Here is a 13,614-nt window from a genome sequence, read left to right as displayed (position 1 = left end):
CTCACTCGAGGGCCACCGACGACTCCGCCAGCGGTTCGGCGTCCGCCCAGTAGTCGTCGATCGTTTCGGCCGCCCACGCGCGCACCGCCTCGTCGTCGGTGTCGATCGAGGCGCGCAGAACCCCCTGTTCGTCGCGCAGGAGCAGGTAGACCACGTCGTCCAGCAGCATGACCGCCAGCGGGACCGACTCCTCGCGAACCCGGATCGACGCCGCGTCGGACGCCACCAGCGACTCGAGGGAGTCTCGTAGCTCCGCGTCGTCGGCCAGCGCGTCGATCGCGCTGCGAGAGAAGACGCCCTCGAACGTCGCCTCGCCCGTCGTCGTCCGCTCCCGAACGACCGTCAGGGTCTGCTCGTTGAACGCGTGCGAGACCGTCCGCACCGAGGCGGTGTCCTCGAGTAACTCGAGCAGGCGCGACAGCGGCGCGTTCGGCCGGGTCTGGCTCGGCGTGGTGATCCGCGCGTCGGCCAGTCGCCGGAGGTCGAACCCCATCGAGTCGGCGGGGAGGTAGTCGACGACGCCGCGAAGTCGCCGTTCGGTCTCCACGATCTCCCGCAAGTCGGTTACGCCGGCCGCGACGAGTTCGCCGGTCGCTGTCGCCAGGTACTCGCTGCCCGCCCGGCGGATCCACGAGCGGTCCCTGAAGTCGCTCAGGATCCGTCCCAGCGTCGCCTGCGAGGCGCCGGTCGCCGCGGCCAGTTCGTTTCGGCTGTGCGGGCGCTCCGAGAGCAGTCTGAGCACCTCGACCCGATTCTCAGAGAGCGCGAGGAACTCGATCTCCTCGAGTGCCGATTCCATACGGGCACTCCGTCCCGCGATCGGAAAGCGTTTTCTCACCGTGAAACAGTTTCACGGTGCGAAGTCGCCGCGCGGTCCGCAGCGCTTGCCCGGGCAGTCGACCCTTTCCCGCGCCGGCCGATTTTCTTCCCGTGAAATAGTTTCTGAACGAAACTATGCCCCTCGAGTACCTACGATAATGTACGATGATTTCCGAACTCTCTTCGTCGGTCGGCTCTCGACCGGCGATCTCGCCGACCGATCCCCGAACGGAGGTGGCGTACTGATGGACCGACGAACGATCGCCTTCTTCGTCCTCTCGAGTCTCTTCTTCGGGGGGACGTTCGTCGCCGCGAAGGCGGGGCTCGCCTACTTCCCCCCGCTCACGTTCGTCGCGCTGCGGTTCGACGTCGCCGCGCTGGTCATGCTGGCCTACGTCGCCGTCACCGCTTCGCGCGAGGAGCTTCGGCCCCGGACGCGGGGCGACGTCGTCGGCATCCTCGCGACCGGCGGCCTCGTGATCGGCCTGTCGAACGCCCTGCTATTCGTCGGCCAGCAGTACGCCACCAGCGCCGTCGGCGCGATCGTCTTCAGCCTCAACCCGATCCTGACGCCCGTCTTCGCGGCCGTCCTCCTCTCCGACGAGCGCCTCTCCCGTCGCGGCACCGCCGGGATGGTGCTCGGACTGCTGGGGGTGGCGCTCGTGGTCAGCCCTGACCCCGCGAACCTGCTCGGCGGCGACGCCGTCGGCCGCGCGATCCTGTTCGCTGGCGCGGTCAGCGCCGCGCTGGGGGCCGTCCTCATTCGTCGGGCCGGGTCGACGGCAACCCTCTCGAGCACGGTCCGGATCGCGTGGGGCCTGCCTATCGCCGCGGTCCTCTGTCACGCCTTCGCCTGGGGGGCCGGCGAGTCGGTCGGCGACGTCACCTGGAGCGCCGACGCCGTCCTCGCGCTGGGTTACGTCAGCCTCGTCGCCGGCGTCCTCGCGTACATCGCCTACTTCGGGCTGCTCGAGGCGACGAGCGCCATCGAGGCTAATCTAATCTTCTACGTCGTCCCGGTCGTCTCGACGCTCGGCGGCGCGGCCCTGCTCGGCGAGTCGATCGCACCGGCCGCCGTCCTCGGCTTCCTGACGATCTTCGCCGGCTTCGCCGTGCTGGGCAGCGAATCGATCGACCTCCGCGCGCGACTCCCCGACGGGCTGCTGGGCGGGTCCGGCGACGAAGAGCCGATCGCCGAGGAACCGCGCGGTTTCCGGTCCGACTGATCGGGACCGTACTCGCGCGGCACGATTCGTCCGTTTTCGCGAACTCGCGATCCGACGGTGCTTGAGTGCGCCGGCCAGCCGCTCAACCGAGGGGCTCGAATAACAGAAGCTAGCCGCCGACCCTCCGACGGCCTCCTCGCCGGTGGTTCGGCCACCCAGTTCACCATGTCTCTCGCAGAGTACGAACTCCACGAGCGCCTGGATCGCCTCTCGTCCGCCTCGGCCGACCGCGACATTCTCGTCACCCTCGCCGTCCCGCCCCAGGAGTCGATCGGCGAGGCCCGCCAGCCCGTCGAGACGGACTACGCGGAGGCGAGTCAACTCGACGATCAGTCGTTTCCGGAGCCGCTCACCGACGCCCTCGAGACCGTTCGAAGCGAACTGAACGAGTACGACACGATCCCCGAGGACGGGCTTGCGATCTACGCGGGCGCGCCGGACGGCGACCTGATTACGGCCGTCTTCGACGATCCTCCCGTCCCCGTCGAGGAGTCCATCTACGACCACGCGAACGAATTCGACCTTGCTCCCCTCGAGGGAGTCACCGAACCCGAGTCGACCCACGGACTGCTTGTCGTCGAACGCGGCGGCGCTGCCCTCGGGGTGCTCGATGACGACGGCGTCGAGCCGATCGAGCGCTTCGACAGCACGGTCCCCGGCAAGTCGAGCGCGGGCGGGCAGTCCGCCGCGCGGTTCGAACGCGACCGCGACCGCCAGAAGCGGGAGTTCTTCGACGAGGTCGCCGACCGCGCCGAACGCGCGTTTCTGGGGGACGACCCGGTCGACGGCCTCCTGCTCGGCGGGACGACGGGCACGGTCGAGACGTTTCAGGAGGACGCGGAACTCGACCACCGACTCGAAGATCGCGTCGTCGGCGAGTTCGCCGTCGAGTACGCCACCCAGCAGGGGTTGCGCCAGCTCGCCGAGAAGGGACAGGACGCGATCGACGAGCGCGACCGCGACGCCGTCCGCGGGGCGCTCGAGCGGTTCTTCGAGGGCGTTCGCGACGACGAGCCACCCGTCGCCTACGGCCGCGAGGCGGTCGACGACGCCCTCGAGTACGACGCGGTCGAGACGCTGTTGCTCTCGACGGCCCTCGAGGGCGAGGCCCTGCAGGAGTTCGGCGATCGCACCGAGTCCCAGGGGGGCGACACCGTCGTCGTGCCCGACGACTTCCCCGACGGGAACCGGTTCGCCGACGCGTTCGACGGCGTCGGCGCACTGTTGCGGTTCCCGATCGATTGACGGTCGGTCGAGGACGTGCTCGAGATGGTCGCGTCCCGATTACGTCTCAGACTTCCCTCCCGAGAAAATATCAAGTTATATATGGTGAAAATACCGATCTCTGTAAGATACTTCTGCAATATCTGAATTCGTAACTCTCAGCGGTTGGTGACATAGATTCGAGAGAGACAGAATTCTTAAACGTCGGAGGGGCGATTTCGGTAGTGATGGATGTCCCAAACCGCTTTGGAGAAATACTTTTAGTGGAAGACAATCCGGGAGACGTCCGACTGACGAAGGAGATGCTGAAGGAAGGCGGCCTCGATCCCACCGTCCACGTCGTCTCCGACGGCGCCGAGGCACTGGATTTTCTCCACCAGCGCGGCGAGTACGCCGACGTCCCACGGCCGGACGCGATTCTCCTCGATTTGCATCTCCCGCGAGTGGATGGCGCGGAGGTGCTCGAGGAACTGGGCGACGACGTCGGAGACATCCCGCTGATCGTCCTCTCGGGGTCGCGCCAGAACCCGGATCTCGAGTCGGACGCCATCGAAGAGCGGGTGGACGGGCGCATGGTGAAGCCGATCGATCCCGACGAGTTCAAAGCGACCGTGCAATCGCTGTCGGAATAGCCGATCGAGCGATCCGTTCTGGGACCCCGAGTACCTTCCTTTCGCGAGTGGCATCCAGCAGCCTAAAAACTCGTGGCGATTGCAGGCAGTACGCGCTTCCTCTGTGCTGGGGAGCGTCCACTATGTGCGCGACCTTCGCCGACGACGACGTCGAGAAACCCGTCGAGCGGGCCGACGGACGGGTGATCGGGACCGTCGCGGCGATCGAGGAGGGGCGGGCCCGGGTCGACCCCGCACCCGACGCGATCGACTCGATCAAGGCCCGCCTCGGGTGGGCCGAGGTCGGCGATCCCTTCACCCTCGAGGCGGACGCCGTCGACGCGATCACCGATACCCGCGTCCACCTCGAGGACGGCTTTTCCACGGAATCGACGGCCGCGGAGTCCCCGGCCGATACGCCTGAAACCCCACCGGACAACACGCGGAACCCGACGGACCGCTGAGCCGGTCGCCGACCGGCCGCCGCCCTGACGATTGCAGGCACCACTTGCTTCCCGCGAGTGCTGGTAGGCTCGCGTATGTGTGCAACGTTTTCGAACGACGACGTCGGCAAGGCCGTCGTGACCGCTACCGACGAGCCGGTCGGGGTCGTCGCGTCGGTCGAAGGGGACGTCGCTCACGTCAGACCCGAAACGGCGGCGGTCGACTCGGTCAAATCCTCGATCGGCTGGGAGGGCGTCGCCGGCGACACCCAGCCGCTGGCTTCCGACGCCGTCCGCGAGATCTCCGACGACGCGATCCGTCTCGCGGGCGAGATGCCGTCCGTGGACGAGCGCGATCTCGAGTCCGCCGTCGACGCGAACACCGGCGGCGACGCGACCGACCAGCGGACCGACCCGGCCGGCGGATCGGTCGGCACCGAGGAGACCGAAATCGCCGAGGACCTCCGGGACGAGACCGGGGAGGAGACCCTCGAGGAGACGGACGCCATCGACGAGAGCCGGACGAGCGAAGACGACGATCAGCGCAGTAACTGACTCGTCGGCTCGGCGGTTCGGCGATCGGACCGAACGACTGACGGTTTTCTCATCCCGCGTCAGCAGTGCGTGCGCCCGTAATACCCCGTTCGGAATCACGTGTGCCGATGCCGTTGCCTCCGCGCTACCCACGCCGTGTCTCGCCGGCCCGACCACTATGGGCCCGCCGCGCGATAGGTAACTTATGTTCGGTCGAGACAGCAACGGCGGTCCCGACGGTATCGACGTGATGGGCGCGGACAACGACCGGTCGATCGTGTTCGTCCACGGCGCGATGTTCACCCGAAAGATGTGGCTCCCCCAGCAGCGGGCGCTTTCCGACGAGTTTCGAACGGTCTCGTTCGACCTGCCGGGCCACGGCGTCCGGGGGGAGGAGCCGTTCCGGATGGAGCCGGCGATCGACATTCTCGAGCAGGTGATCGCCGATCACACCGACGGGAGCGCGGTGCTCGTCGGTCTCTCGCTGGGCGGCTACGTCGCGACGGAGTACGCCTATCGCCGGCCCAGCGACGTCGACGGACTGGTGCTCTCGGGCTCGAGCGTGAATCCGGTCGGCGGGATGGAGACGCTCACGCGCGCGAGCGGCGCCATCTCGCGGCTGGCGACGAAGCCCGACGTCAGCTGTCGGGTAGTCGAGAAACTCGGCTATCGGTGGGTTCGGAACCGTGACCTGTCCCCGGACGTCGAACGGGAAATCATCGAGTCCGGCATCTACCCCCGCGAGTTCGGGAACGCGGGACCGTTCATCGCGGGCGAGGACTTCCGGTCGAAACTGTCGACGTTCTCCGGGCCGACGCTCGTCCTCAACGGCGAGCACGACAAGCTCATGCGCCGCGGCGAGCGCGAACACGCCGCGGCGGCCCAGGACGGCAGCGTCGAGGTGCTCGCCGGCGTCGGCCACATCTGCAACCTCCACCGGCCGGAGACGTACACCGACCGCGTCCAGCACTTCCTGCGCCAGCGCGTCACTGCGTCGCGGTAACTCACCGTCGTCACCACGCCTCGGCGACTCACCGGATACCGACTGCTGCAGGAGGCGGACGGCCGGTCGAAAGAGCGCCGCGAGGGCGGGTGCGGTTCAGGAGCGTCGGTCGCCGATGGCGTCTCGAATGCGGCCCGGAAGCCCGAGCACGGTGAGTCCGAAGCCGAACAGCACCATCAGCGCGTAGAGGCCCAGCGTCGACGTCCAGACGACGAACATCGCGAGGATCGCCCAGCCGCCCGACAGGAAGTAAAACGCCCCGATCGACATCGCCGTCCCGTAGAGCATGATGAGGTACGGCCCCCAGCCGTGGGCGTGGCCGCGGCGCTGCTTGCGGCGAACGTAGCGCTTGAGCTCGCTCTCGAGGGACTCCTTCCTGACGGTGCGGCGCTCGACGTCGTCCTCGAAGGACTCGACCCGGTCGCGAAGGCGTTCGATCTCCTCCCGGAGCGCTTCGGGATCGTCCGCCCGGTCACGCGTCCGGGCGCTCTGGCGGGCGCTCGCCGCCTCCGTCGACCCTGTCTCCGTCCCTGCGCGGTCGTCCGGCGCCCCCTCGTCGGCACCCGTGGCGTCGTCGGTCATCGCTTCTGTCGCAAACTGTTGATGGCCGGGACTTTGTAGCTGCCGATCCACTTCACGGTCGGCGAGGACCGCGTTGAGGACGGCGCCGAAGACGAGGATGATCGCGCCGACGTACAGCCAGATCAATACGAGAAAGACGGCGCCGAGTGCGCCGTAGACGGCGTACTCGCCGGCGAAGCCGGCGTACAGGGAGAACGTTCGGCTCAGCGCGTACCAGCCGAACGCGGCGACGAGCGTTCCGGGGAGCGCCTCCCGGAGGTCGACGTCCGCGTCGGGAAAGACGACGTACAGCGGCAGGAAGGTCACGATCAGTCCGAACACGACGAGGATCGGGCCGACGACGGTCGCCCCCAGAAACGGGACGTACCGGATCAGTAACTCGAGGGCGGCGACCAGCGCCAGGCCGCCCGCGATCGCGAGGAAGACGATCATCGCGTCCCAGGCGGTATCGAGCACCGACTTCGAGCCCGCGGTGCCGTACACCTGCGAGAAGGCGCGATCGAGACCGCGGAGGACCCGGCTCGAGGCCCACAACAGGCCGAACGCGCCGACGACGGTCGCGCTCTGCCGGCCGGTCTCGTCGAGGACCGTCTCGGCGAGCAGTTCTCGAGCCGACTGCGTGAGCACGTCGGTGGCCGCGGCCGTCAGCTGTTCGGCCAGCGCCTCTCCGCCGACCGAGGCCGCGATGCCCAGCGCGAGCAACATCAACGGAACCAGCGAGATGAACCCGTAGAAGGCGACGCCGGCCGCCAGTAACGTCAACTGTTCGCTGCGGGCGAGGCTGACCGCGTCGCCCGCGACCGCGAGTCGCCTGCTGAAGTCGGTCACGGTTCGTCCTCGTCGACGGCGAGTGCCATATGCGGTCGTGTGGCACAGGCTTGCCGCGCGAGGCGGAAGTGTCGCGTGTCGAGTGAGTCCATGGGAACGTCGATGGTCGACCATCCCTATCAGTAGTCGACCGCTACGTGCTGGAGTCCGCTGACGTCTCCGATGTCGGTCGCCGTTTCGTCAGTTAACGTCGAACTCGCGGACCGAAGTTACCTTTTACTGTCACGAGGACGGGCCGGTATGGAGCAACGGCGGTGTCCTCGGGAGCGCAAGCGACCGAGGGCTCGAAAGACGCACAGCGTCTTTCGGCGTCCGGACTGCGGGGTCACGATGGAAGCGACGACCGTTCGAACGCAGGAGGGGTTCTCACTTACCGTCACCACTGGGAAGCGAGACGGTCTCCTCGGCAAACTCGGCATCGGGAACACCGCGGGGATCGACGCCGTGTGTTGTCCCGAGTGCGGACTGCTTCGGCTCTACGCCGATCTCGAGTAGCGCGCAGGGACCAACCTCGAGTAGCGCACAGGAACGTGAGAACGAGTGCGAACGGACCGAGTGAGACGGTCACTCCGCTCAGTTCGTGAGGGAACCTTCCGTCGCGGCGCGGATCTCGCCGACGCTCGCATCCGTCTTGAACGTCGTCCCGCCGTAGTGGGATCGAGAGGCCGCGTAGCCCGCGTCGCGCAGGTCCGCCAGAAAGTCGTCCATCGCGTTGGCCGGCACGCCCCAGTTCCGACAGAGTTTGTGCTGGTCGTAGTGCGTCGGCGCGTCGAGTTCCGCCGCGAGCGTCTCGCAGAGGTCCCGGGCCCGCTCGGCGGTGCCGAACTCGTCCGGGATCTCTTCGCGGACCGCGTCGACGAACGCGGGGTCCTGGACGGAGCCGAGCCAGACGGGGCCGGCGACGAGCACCCGATTCCCGCCGCAGTGGGGACAGGTCTCGAGCGGGTCGGCGATCAGTCCCGGATCGGACTCGCGGTAGAGGCAGTCCTCGCAGTGATAGAGGGACCCCAGTTCGTCGACGGCGGCGTCGGCCGCGGTCGCCCTGTGCTCGAGTTCGAGATACGTCCGAACGTAGTGGCTGGTCGCGTGGGTGAGGATCGGTTCGACGCCGACGTCGAAGCGGGCGGCGCTGCGCGCGAGCGCCGAGAGCAGAATTCGAACGCCCATCTCGGCGTGGTAGTCGGTGTTGCGCGGGACGGCGGAGTACGAGCGGACGCCGCTGTTGAAGTGCGCGCCGCACATCGGCGCGGTGTCGGTCGCGGTGACGCAGACGAGGTCCCGACAGTTCGCGAACGCCGCGTCGGCGTAGGGCATCGGCGTTCCGTAGGGATCCAGATCGATCACGTCGAAGGGCTCGTCGTGCATGAGGGCGTTGACGTTGCGATGTTCGACTCGCACGTCCGCCTCGAGGTCGTTTCGCGCGACGTTTTCCTGAGCCAGGTCGACCGCGTCCGCCTCGAGGTCACAGCAGGTGACGTCCCAGCCGTCGGCGGCCGCCCGAACCCCCCGGACGCCGCTGGCGGTCATCGCGTCGAGGTACGTCTCGGCCCGGTCTTCGCGCTCGCGGTAGGCTCGCAGCGTCGCGATCGTCAGATCCCGGTTCAGCTCCTGTCTGGGGTTGTAGAACACCGGCTCCTCGACGCCCTCGGTCTGTTCGCCGGGGACCTCGAGGTCGACCCCGCCCTCGGTGACGCGCATACCCCCTCTCGTCGGTAGCGGGCGAAAAACGGTGTGGTCTCGGATTCGGTTCGGCCCCTGTCGGTGGGTGGCCGCACGACTCGCGTGGACCGAGTTTTTCGCCGGCTACGCCCCCGACGAAGCGTCTCGCGGTGAATACTCCCCTTTTCCGACCGTCGAGAGACCGCCGCTGGTACCGGCGCCGGCGCTCGCGTCGTCACCGACGCTGACGCTGGTATCGCCACCGACGCCGACGTCGCGACCGCGGACGGAGCGACGGAATCGTCGGTCGACTCGAGTCCGTCCTCCTGACGCGCCTCGAAATCCCGGCTCGTCGGAGCGCTCGTCCTGATTCGAGACCGTCCACACAACCAAACCGATTTTACAGTTGGGTGCACAGTTGCGGTCGTGCCGGAGGCCAACCCAGTCGAGCGATGGCAGGCGGACCTCGAGGAAGCCGGCGAACTCACGCCCGAGATCGTCGAGCAGATCTCCCGGGTCCACGGCGACCGCGGGGTCCGCGCGATCGAGGCCGTCGGCGAGAACCGGGTCAAGGCCTACCGCGATTTCACCATCGTCGTCGGCTACGACGACGAGTACATCGTCGAGGACGGCGGCTGTACCTGCAAGGACAGCGAGTACAACTTAGACGCCGACGACCCGACCGAGCAGTGCTGGCACGCCCTCTCCGTCGCCATCGCCCGCCGGGTCGGCCACGTCGACTACCACGATATGTGGTACTCCGAGGTTCGCGAACTGCTCTGAGATCGGAACGTAGTCCGTTCGAAATTTTCGCGCAAATCCACTGCTGATGCGTTGCGTCGACTGCCGCCGGTATGCGGTGGCGCGTGCCGAACTGCGCCGAACGGAGGAGAGGCGCAGTTCAAAGTCGCGCGAGGGATGAGCGAGTGAACGAAGTGAACGAGCGAATCGGCTGGGGAGGACGTGACCACTCCCTGTTGCCACGGTAGCAAGACGCTTTTTGATTCCGTCTCTCTTCGTCTCTCGGGTCCTCTTCGACCGTTCTCGTTCGCTCCCAGCATCGCCTACGCTGCGACGAGTAACACGGTGAAAGCCCCTTTCGCGCTCGACCCATACAGCGGCAACGCGGGGTGTGTCTCTCCGTTCGTCATCCGGCGTCTCCGCGTTCGTCACTGAATTGATGACGAGCGTTCGCCCGAGAAACGACCGGCACTACTGAGGAACGATGGCCGCGTCGGGACTACCGAAACAGCAGTATCGGGGCTACCGAAATAGTACCGTCGAGAAACGAACACCGACCGGAACTCCCGCACTCACACCGCGACTACGCTTCGGCGCAGATCTCGACGAAGTTCCGCAGGATCTGCAGGCCCGTCTCGCCGCTCTTCTCCGGGTGGAACTGCGTGCCGAAGACGGTCCCCGCCTCGTCGGCGACGATCGAGGGGAACTCCCGCTCGTAGTCGGTCGTCGCGACCGTCGCACCATCGTCGTCGGGCATCGCGTAGTAGGAGTGGACGAAGTAGGCGTAGTTCCCATCCACACCCTCCACGAGCGGGTGGTCGCGCTGCACGTTCAACTCGTTCCAGCCCATGTGGGGGACCTTCTGTCCCTCGGCGAAGCGGACGTTTGTACCCGGAATCAGATCCAGTCCCTGAACGGCCGACTCGCCGTCGTTTGCGCCCTCCTCGCTGGTCGTCAGCAGCATCTGCATCCCGAGACAGATGCCGAACAGCGGGGTCCCGGAGTCGGCGACCTCGAGGAGGTCCTCGCGGAGCGGGTTGGCGTTCTCGACGCCCTCGCGAAACGCGCCGACGCCCGGGAGGACGACGCCGTCCGCGTCGGCGAACGCGGCCGGATCGTCGGTGATCTCGACGTCGGCGCCCGCGCGCTCTAAACCGCGGGTGACGCTACGGAGATTCCCCAGTCCGTAGTCGACGACGACGACGGTGGCGAGGGACTGCTCCTGTGGAGACGAGACGGTGCTCATACCGGTACTCGGCGGCCCGCGTTGAAGTGTATTTCGCGTTTCTTTGCACTCAAAAGCCGTCCAGTCGCGACTGCCCGCTGTCGCCGTCGCCGACGTCCGCGAGGTCGGCCGCTCGCTCGAGCGCGTCTGCGAACGTCTCCTCCTGACTGCGGTCGTACAGCGTCGCCGCCGGGTGGACGCAGAGGAGCACCCGCCGCGGCGTCCCGTTAATGCGGACCTCCTCGAGCGAGCCGGCCTCCTTCGTCACCGCCACCGAGCGCCCGAGCAGGTGCTCGCTGGGGACCTTTCCCAGCGTGACGATCACGTCCGGATCCAGCCGGTCGATCTCGGTCTCGAGGTAGCCCCGACAGTTCTCGAGTTCTTCCGTGGTGGGGTCGCGGTTCTCCGGCGGCCGACAGCGCACGCAGTTGGTGATGCGGATGTCCGCCCGATTCAGGCCGACGTCCCGGAGGCCGTCGTCGAGAACGGTGCCGCTGCGTCCGACGAACGGCTCGCCCCGTTCGTCCTCCTTCGCGCCCGGCCCCTCGCCGACGAACAGCAGGTCGGCGTCCTCGGGACCGGCCCCGTTGACGATTCGGCTGCGGGAGTCCACGAGCTTCGGACAGCGCGTGCAGTCGGTGACGCAGAGGCCGTCCATCGCTTCCGACTCGTCCATACGGTGTGAGACAGTGGGTCGACTCCTACGTCTTTCGGGTCTCACTCGCCAGTGTTCTATTCGTTCGGTGGCGATTCGGCAATCGAGAACACAGTGAAAGCCCCTTCTTCCCTCGACTCCCAGGACTCGTTGCGCTCCTCGGTTGCTCGCTTCGCTCGCGCCCTGCGGTGCTTACGTCGTCCGGGTTCGTCGAGGGAAGAAGCCCCTTTCAGTCCCACCCAGCGGTGGTTGGGTAGGGCTGCTATCGCACATCCCATTCCAGCGATGCTACGTATGGTCGTCTTCCTCGCCCTCGAGCGCGCCGGCGTACGAATCGCCCGCTCGAGCGGCCATCCTCGCGACGCGGATCGGTTCCGGTCGTCCTCCGTGCGGAGTGAACGCCCGCACGGCTTCGGCGGCCTCGCCGGCGTCACAGCCCAGCTGGCGCACGTAGACGGTCTCGTCGTTGACCGACAGTTCGCGGCGCTCGGGAAGCGAGCGGTAGGTCTCGAGGCGTCGCTCGAGGGCCTCGCCGGAGAACGCGTCCCGGAGGCCGTCCTCGAGGCCGTCGCTGGCCTCGAAGGTGACGGTGATCACGGGCCGGCCGGCGGCGTCGTGGATGCGAGCGGGCTCGAGGAGGTTGTACCACGCCGGTGCGATTGCGCCGCACAGGACGTACTGGACGTCGGGCCGACCGAGGTCGTCGACCAGCGCGCACGCGACGTCTGTCGCGTCGTCGCCGCCGACGGTACACGGTCGGTAGGCGAGTCCGTCCAGGGTTCGGTCGGCGCGGACGACGGCACCGGCGAGCGTGCTCCGAGTTGCGTCGCGGCGGAACGATTCGGCGATCCCCAGCCCCCGCACCCCGGCTTTCATCAGCCGTCGTCTTCGTCCTTGATCTCCTGAAGGCGATCGAGTAGCTCGTCGCTGGACGCGCCGTTTTCGAACTCGATCGTTCCTTCGTGGCTGTTCTCGTCGGATTTCACCGCATCGTCGTCGTCAAAATCAGCGTCGACTTCTTGCTGTTCGGATTCGTCGTAGCTCCCGAATCCCATACAGTATTACCTTTGGGCTTACGATTGAAAAATCTCGCGGTTACCCGTTTATCTCCGTTTACTGAATCGTTGGAGGATGCTGTGCCCGTCTGAACGAACAGTGGCGACATCGGAACCCGCAGCGGCGACGGTGGGACGCACAGCGGCGACGGCGGGACGCACAGGCGACGTCGGGACGGCACCGTTTTGGGTCAGGCCCTCGAGCAATCGGGTATGGAGGTCCATCACGTCACCGAGGACGCGGAGACGTTCACTTGTAACGCCTTCCTCGCGATCGGCGAGGACGGAACGACGACGCTGGTCGACGCCGGCACCTGGGACGGCGTCGTCGACGAGGTCCGGCGCCACGCGGACGACGTCGACAGCGTCGTGATGACCCACCAGCACGGCGATCACGTCTCGCAACTCGAGGCCGTCGTCGACGCCTTCGATCCCGAGGTGTACGCCTCCGACGACCACCCGACGCGGACCCACGAGATCGAGGACGGTGACACGGTGACGATCGGCGACGAGACGTTCGACGTGGTTTACACGCCCGGCCACGCCGACGATCACGTCTCGTTCGTCTCCGAGTCGTCGCTGTTCTCGGGCGACGTCGTCGTCCACGACGACGGCGCGTTCGACTACGGGAGCTTCGGCCGGACCGACATGGCCGGCCAGTCCCGCGAGCGACTCATCGAGAGCATCGAGGACCTCCTCGAGCGCATGCCCGACGGGGTCGAGCATATGTACGCGGGTCACGGCGGCGTCTTCCACGGGGACGTGCGCGACGTCGTGGAGACGGCGCTCGAGCGGGCGGAGAAGCGCGAGCCGAAGTACCCCGACGAGTAGTACCGCGAACGAACGAGAACGCGGCGCAACGCGCCGCGAAAGACGAACGGGCAGCGCCCGTGAGTCAGTGAGTGAGCGGCTTTTTTGGTCCAGATTTTTTCGAGTGGTTCGACCGAACGAAGTGAGGGAGGACCCGAAGAAAAAAGGTGGGTGCGAGACGGCGCTCGAGCGGGCGGAG

Annotated in this window: 16 protein-coding genes; 9 read left to right on the top strand and 7 right to left on the bottom strand. The window is 67.1% G+C overall.

The features are described 5' to 3' along the window. Position 1 precedes the first annotated feature (1 nt). Complete coding sequence (locus tag J0X25_RS22570; protein WP_207289790.1) at positions 2 to 799, bottom strand: helix-turn-helix transcriptional regulator; 798 nt, start codon at positions 797 to 799, stop codon at positions 2 to 4. Between the two features lie 262 nt (positions 800 to 1,061). Here J0X25_RS22570 and J0X25_RS22565 point away from each other — a divergent pair, with 262 nt between their 5' ends. The 6 genes from J0X25_RS22565 (at position 1,062) to J0X25_RS22540 (ending at position 5,860) form a co-directional block, all read left to right on the top strand. Continuing rightward, positions 1,062 to 2,045, top strand: coding sequence for a DMT family transporter (locus tag J0X25_RS22565; RefSeq protein WP_207290846.1), 984 nt, complete (start codon positions 1,062 to 1,064; stop codon positions 2,043 to 2,045). 165 nt (positions 2,046 to 2,210) lie between these two features. Next, positions 2,211 to 3,290 (top strand): Vms1/Ankzf1 family peptidyl-tRNA hydrolase, encoded by a 1,080-nt coding sequence (locus tag J0X25_RS22560; RefSeq protein ID WP_207289788.1) that lies wholly within the window; start codon positions 2,211 to 2,213, stop codon positions 3,288 to 3,290. A 206-nt stretch (positions 3,291 to 3,496) separates the two neighbouring features. After that, positions 3,497 to 3,901 carry a response regulator gene (locus tag J0X25_RS22555; RefSeq protein ID WP_207289786.1) on the top strand — a complete coding sequence of 135 codons (405 nt, stop codon included), beginning with the start codon at positions 3,497 to 3,499 and terminating at the stop codon, positions 3,899 to 3,901. 122 nt (positions 3,902 to 4,023) lie between these two features. Further along, positions 4,024 to 4,344 carry a hypothetical protein gene (locus tag J0X25_RS22550; RefSeq protein ID WP_225896720.1) on the top strand — a complete coding sequence of 107 codons (321 nt, stop codon included), beginning with the start codon at positions 4,024 to 4,026 and terminating at the stop codon, positions 4,342 to 4,344. Between the two features lie 75 nt (positions 4,345 to 4,419). After that, complete coding sequence (locus tag J0X25_RS22545) at positions 4,420 to 4,878, top strand: hypothetical protein (protein ID WP_225896719.1); 459 nt, start codon at positions 4,420 to 4,422, stop codon at positions 4,876 to 4,878. A gap of 184 nt (positions 4,879 to 5,062) precedes the next feature. Then, positions 5,063 to 5,860 carry an alpha/beta fold hydrolase gene (locus tag J0X25_RS22540; protein ID WP_207289785.1) on the top strand — a complete coding sequence of 266 codons (798 nt, stop codon included), beginning with the start codon at positions 5,063 to 5,065 and terminating at the stop codon, positions 5,858 to 5,860. Positions 5,861 to 5,956: 96 nt separating this feature from the next. On the opposite strand, the gene J0X25_RS22535 is transcribed toward J0X25_RS22540, so the two are convergent. Further along, positions 5,957 to 7,270 (bottom strand): YihY/virulence factor BrkB family protein, encoded by a 1,314-nt coding sequence (locus tag J0X25_RS22535; protein ID WP_225896718.1) that lies wholly within the window; start codon positions 7,268 to 7,270, stop codon positions 5,957 to 5,959. 330 nt (positions 7,271 to 7,600) lie between these two features. Between J0X25_RS22535 and J0X25_RS22530 the strand changes: the two genes are divergently transcribed. Next, positions 7,601 to 7,765 (top strand): hypothetical protein, encoded by a 165-nt coding sequence (locus J0X25_RS22530; RefSeq protein WP_207289783.1) that lies wholly within the window; start codon positions 7,601 to 7,603, stop codon positions 7,763 to 7,765. 78 nt (positions 7,766 to 7,843) lie between these two features. On the opposite strand, the gene J0X25_RS22525 is transcribed toward J0X25_RS22530, so the two are convergent. Next, positions 7,844 to 8,968 (bottom strand): tRNA (guanine(26)-N(2))-dimethyltransferase, encoded by a 1,125-nt coding sequence (locus tag J0X25_RS22525; RefSeq protein ID WP_207289782.1) that lies wholly within the window; start codon positions 8,966 to 8,968, stop codon positions 7,844 to 7,846. A gap of 387 nt (positions 8,969 to 9,355) precedes the next feature. Here J0X25_RS22525 and J0X25_RS22520 point away from each other — a divergent pair, with 387 nt between their 5' ends. Further along, positions 9,356 to 9,712 carry a hypothetical protein gene (locus J0X25_RS22520; protein ID WP_207289781.1) on the top strand — a complete coding sequence of 119 codons (357 nt, stop codon included), beginning with the start codon at positions 9,356 to 9,358 and terminating at the stop codon, positions 9,710 to 9,712. 541 nt (positions 9,713 to 10,253) lie between these two features. Here J0X25_RS22520 and hisH read toward each other — a convergent pair. The 4 genes from hisH to J0X25_RS22500 all read right to left on the bottom strand — a co-directional run bounded on the left by hisH (position 10,254) and on the right by J0X25_RS22500 (position 12,605). Further along, complete coding sequence (hisH, locus tag J0X25_RS22515; RefSeq protein ID WP_207289780.1) at positions 10,254 to 10,916, bottom strand: imidazole glycerol phosphate synthase subunit HisH; 663 nt, start codon at positions 10,914 to 10,916, stop codon at positions 10,254 to 10,256. 49 nt (positions 10,917 to 10,965) lie between these two features. Beyond that, on the bottom strand, positions 10,966 to 11,571 hold the full coding sequence (locus tag J0X25_RS22510; RefSeq protein ID WP_207289779.1) for a uracil-DNA glycosylase: 606 nt from the start codon (positions 11,569 to 11,571) through the stop codon (positions 10,966 to 10,968). Positions 11,572 to 11,838: 267 nt separating this feature from the next. After that, positions 11,839 to 12,426 (bottom strand): endonuclease dU, encoded by a 588-nt coding sequence (locus J0X25_RS22505; protein ID WP_207289778.1) that lies wholly within the window; start codon positions 12,424 to 12,426, stop codon positions 11,839 to 11,841. Continuing rightward, complete coding sequence (locus tag J0X25_RS22500) at positions 12,426 to 12,605, bottom strand: DUF5786 family protein (RefSeq protein WP_207289777.1); 180 nt, start codon at positions 12,603 to 12,605, stop codon at positions 12,426 to 12,428. Before J0X25_RS22500 ends, J0X25_RS22505 begins: the two co-directional genes overlap by 1 nt. A 213-nt stretch (positions 12,606 to 12,818) precedes the next feature. Between J0X25_RS22500 and J0X25_RS22495 the strand changes: the two genes are divergently transcribed. Then, positions 12,819 to 13,436 carry an MBL fold metallo-hydrolase gene (locus tag J0X25_RS22495; RefSeq protein WP_207289775.1) on the top strand — a complete coding sequence of 206 codons (618 nt, stop codon included), beginning with the start codon at positions 12,819 to 12,821 and terminating at the stop codon, positions 13,434 to 13,436. Positions 13,437 to 13,614: the final 178 nt, after the last annotated feature.

It is taken from the genome of Haloterrigena alkaliphila (assembly GCF_017352155.2).
Lineage (GTDB): Archaea > Halobacteriota > Halobacteria > Halobacteriales > Natrialbaceae > Haloterrigena > Haloterrigena alkaliphila.
Note: the sequence above shows the minus strand (reverse complement) of the source record. Positions and strands in the feature narration are given on the sequence as shown.

Bases quoted from the DNA above. Each gene is read 5' to 3' on its own strand.
- J0X25_RS22570 (WP_207289790.1), bottom strand. From the start codon at position 799: ATGGAATCGGCACTCGAGGAGATCGAGTTCCTCGCGCTCTCTGAGAAT.
- J0X25_RS22560 (WP_207289788.1), top strand. From the start codon at position 2,211: ATGTCTCTCGCAGAGTACGAACTCCACGAGCGCCTGGATCGCCTCTCG.
- J0X25_RS22555 (WP_207289786.1), top strand. From the start codon at position 3,497: ATGGATGTCCCAAACCGCTTTGGAGAAATACTTTTAGTGGAAGACAAT.
- J0X25_RS22550 (WP_225896720.1), top strand. From the start codon at position 4,024: ATGTGCGCGACCTTCGCCGACGACGACGTCGAGAAACCCGTCGAGCGG.
- J0X25_RS22545 (WP_225896719.1), top strand. From the start codon at position 4,420: ATGTGTGCAACGTTTTCGAACGACGACGTCGGCAAGGCCGTCGTGACC.
- J0X25_RS22540 (WP_207289785.1), top strand. From the start codon at position 5,063: ATGTTCGGTCGAGACAGCAACGGCGGTCCCGACGGTATCGACGTGATG.
- J0X25_RS22530 (WP_207289783.1), top strand. From the start codon at position 7,601: ATGGAAGCGACGACCGTTCGAACGCAGGAGGGGTTCTCACTTACCGTC.
- J0X25_RS22525 (WP_207289782.1), bottom strand. From the start codon at position 8,968: ATGCGCGTCACCGAGGGCGGGGTCGACCTCGAGGTCCCCGGCGAACAG.
- hisH (WP_207289780.1), bottom strand. From the start codon at position 10,916: ATGAGCACCGTCTCGTCTCCACAGGAGCAGTCCCTCGCCACCGTCGTC.
- J0X25_RS22510 (WP_207289779.1), bottom strand. From the start codon at position 11,571: ATGGACGAGTCGGAAGCGATGGACGGCCTCTGCGTCACCGACTGCACG.
- J0X25_RS22505 (WP_207289778.1), bottom strand. From the start codon at position 12,426: ATGAAAGCCGGGGTGCGGGGGCTGGGGATCGCCGAATCGTTCCGCCGC.
- J0X25_RS22500 (WP_207289777.1), bottom strand. From the start codon at position 12,605: ATGGGATTCGGGAGCTACGACGAATCCGAACAGCAAGAAGTCGACGCT.
- J0X25_RS22495 (WP_207289775.1), top strand. From the start codon at position 12,819: ATGGAGGTCCATCACGTCACCGAGGACGCGGAGACGTTCACTTGTAAC.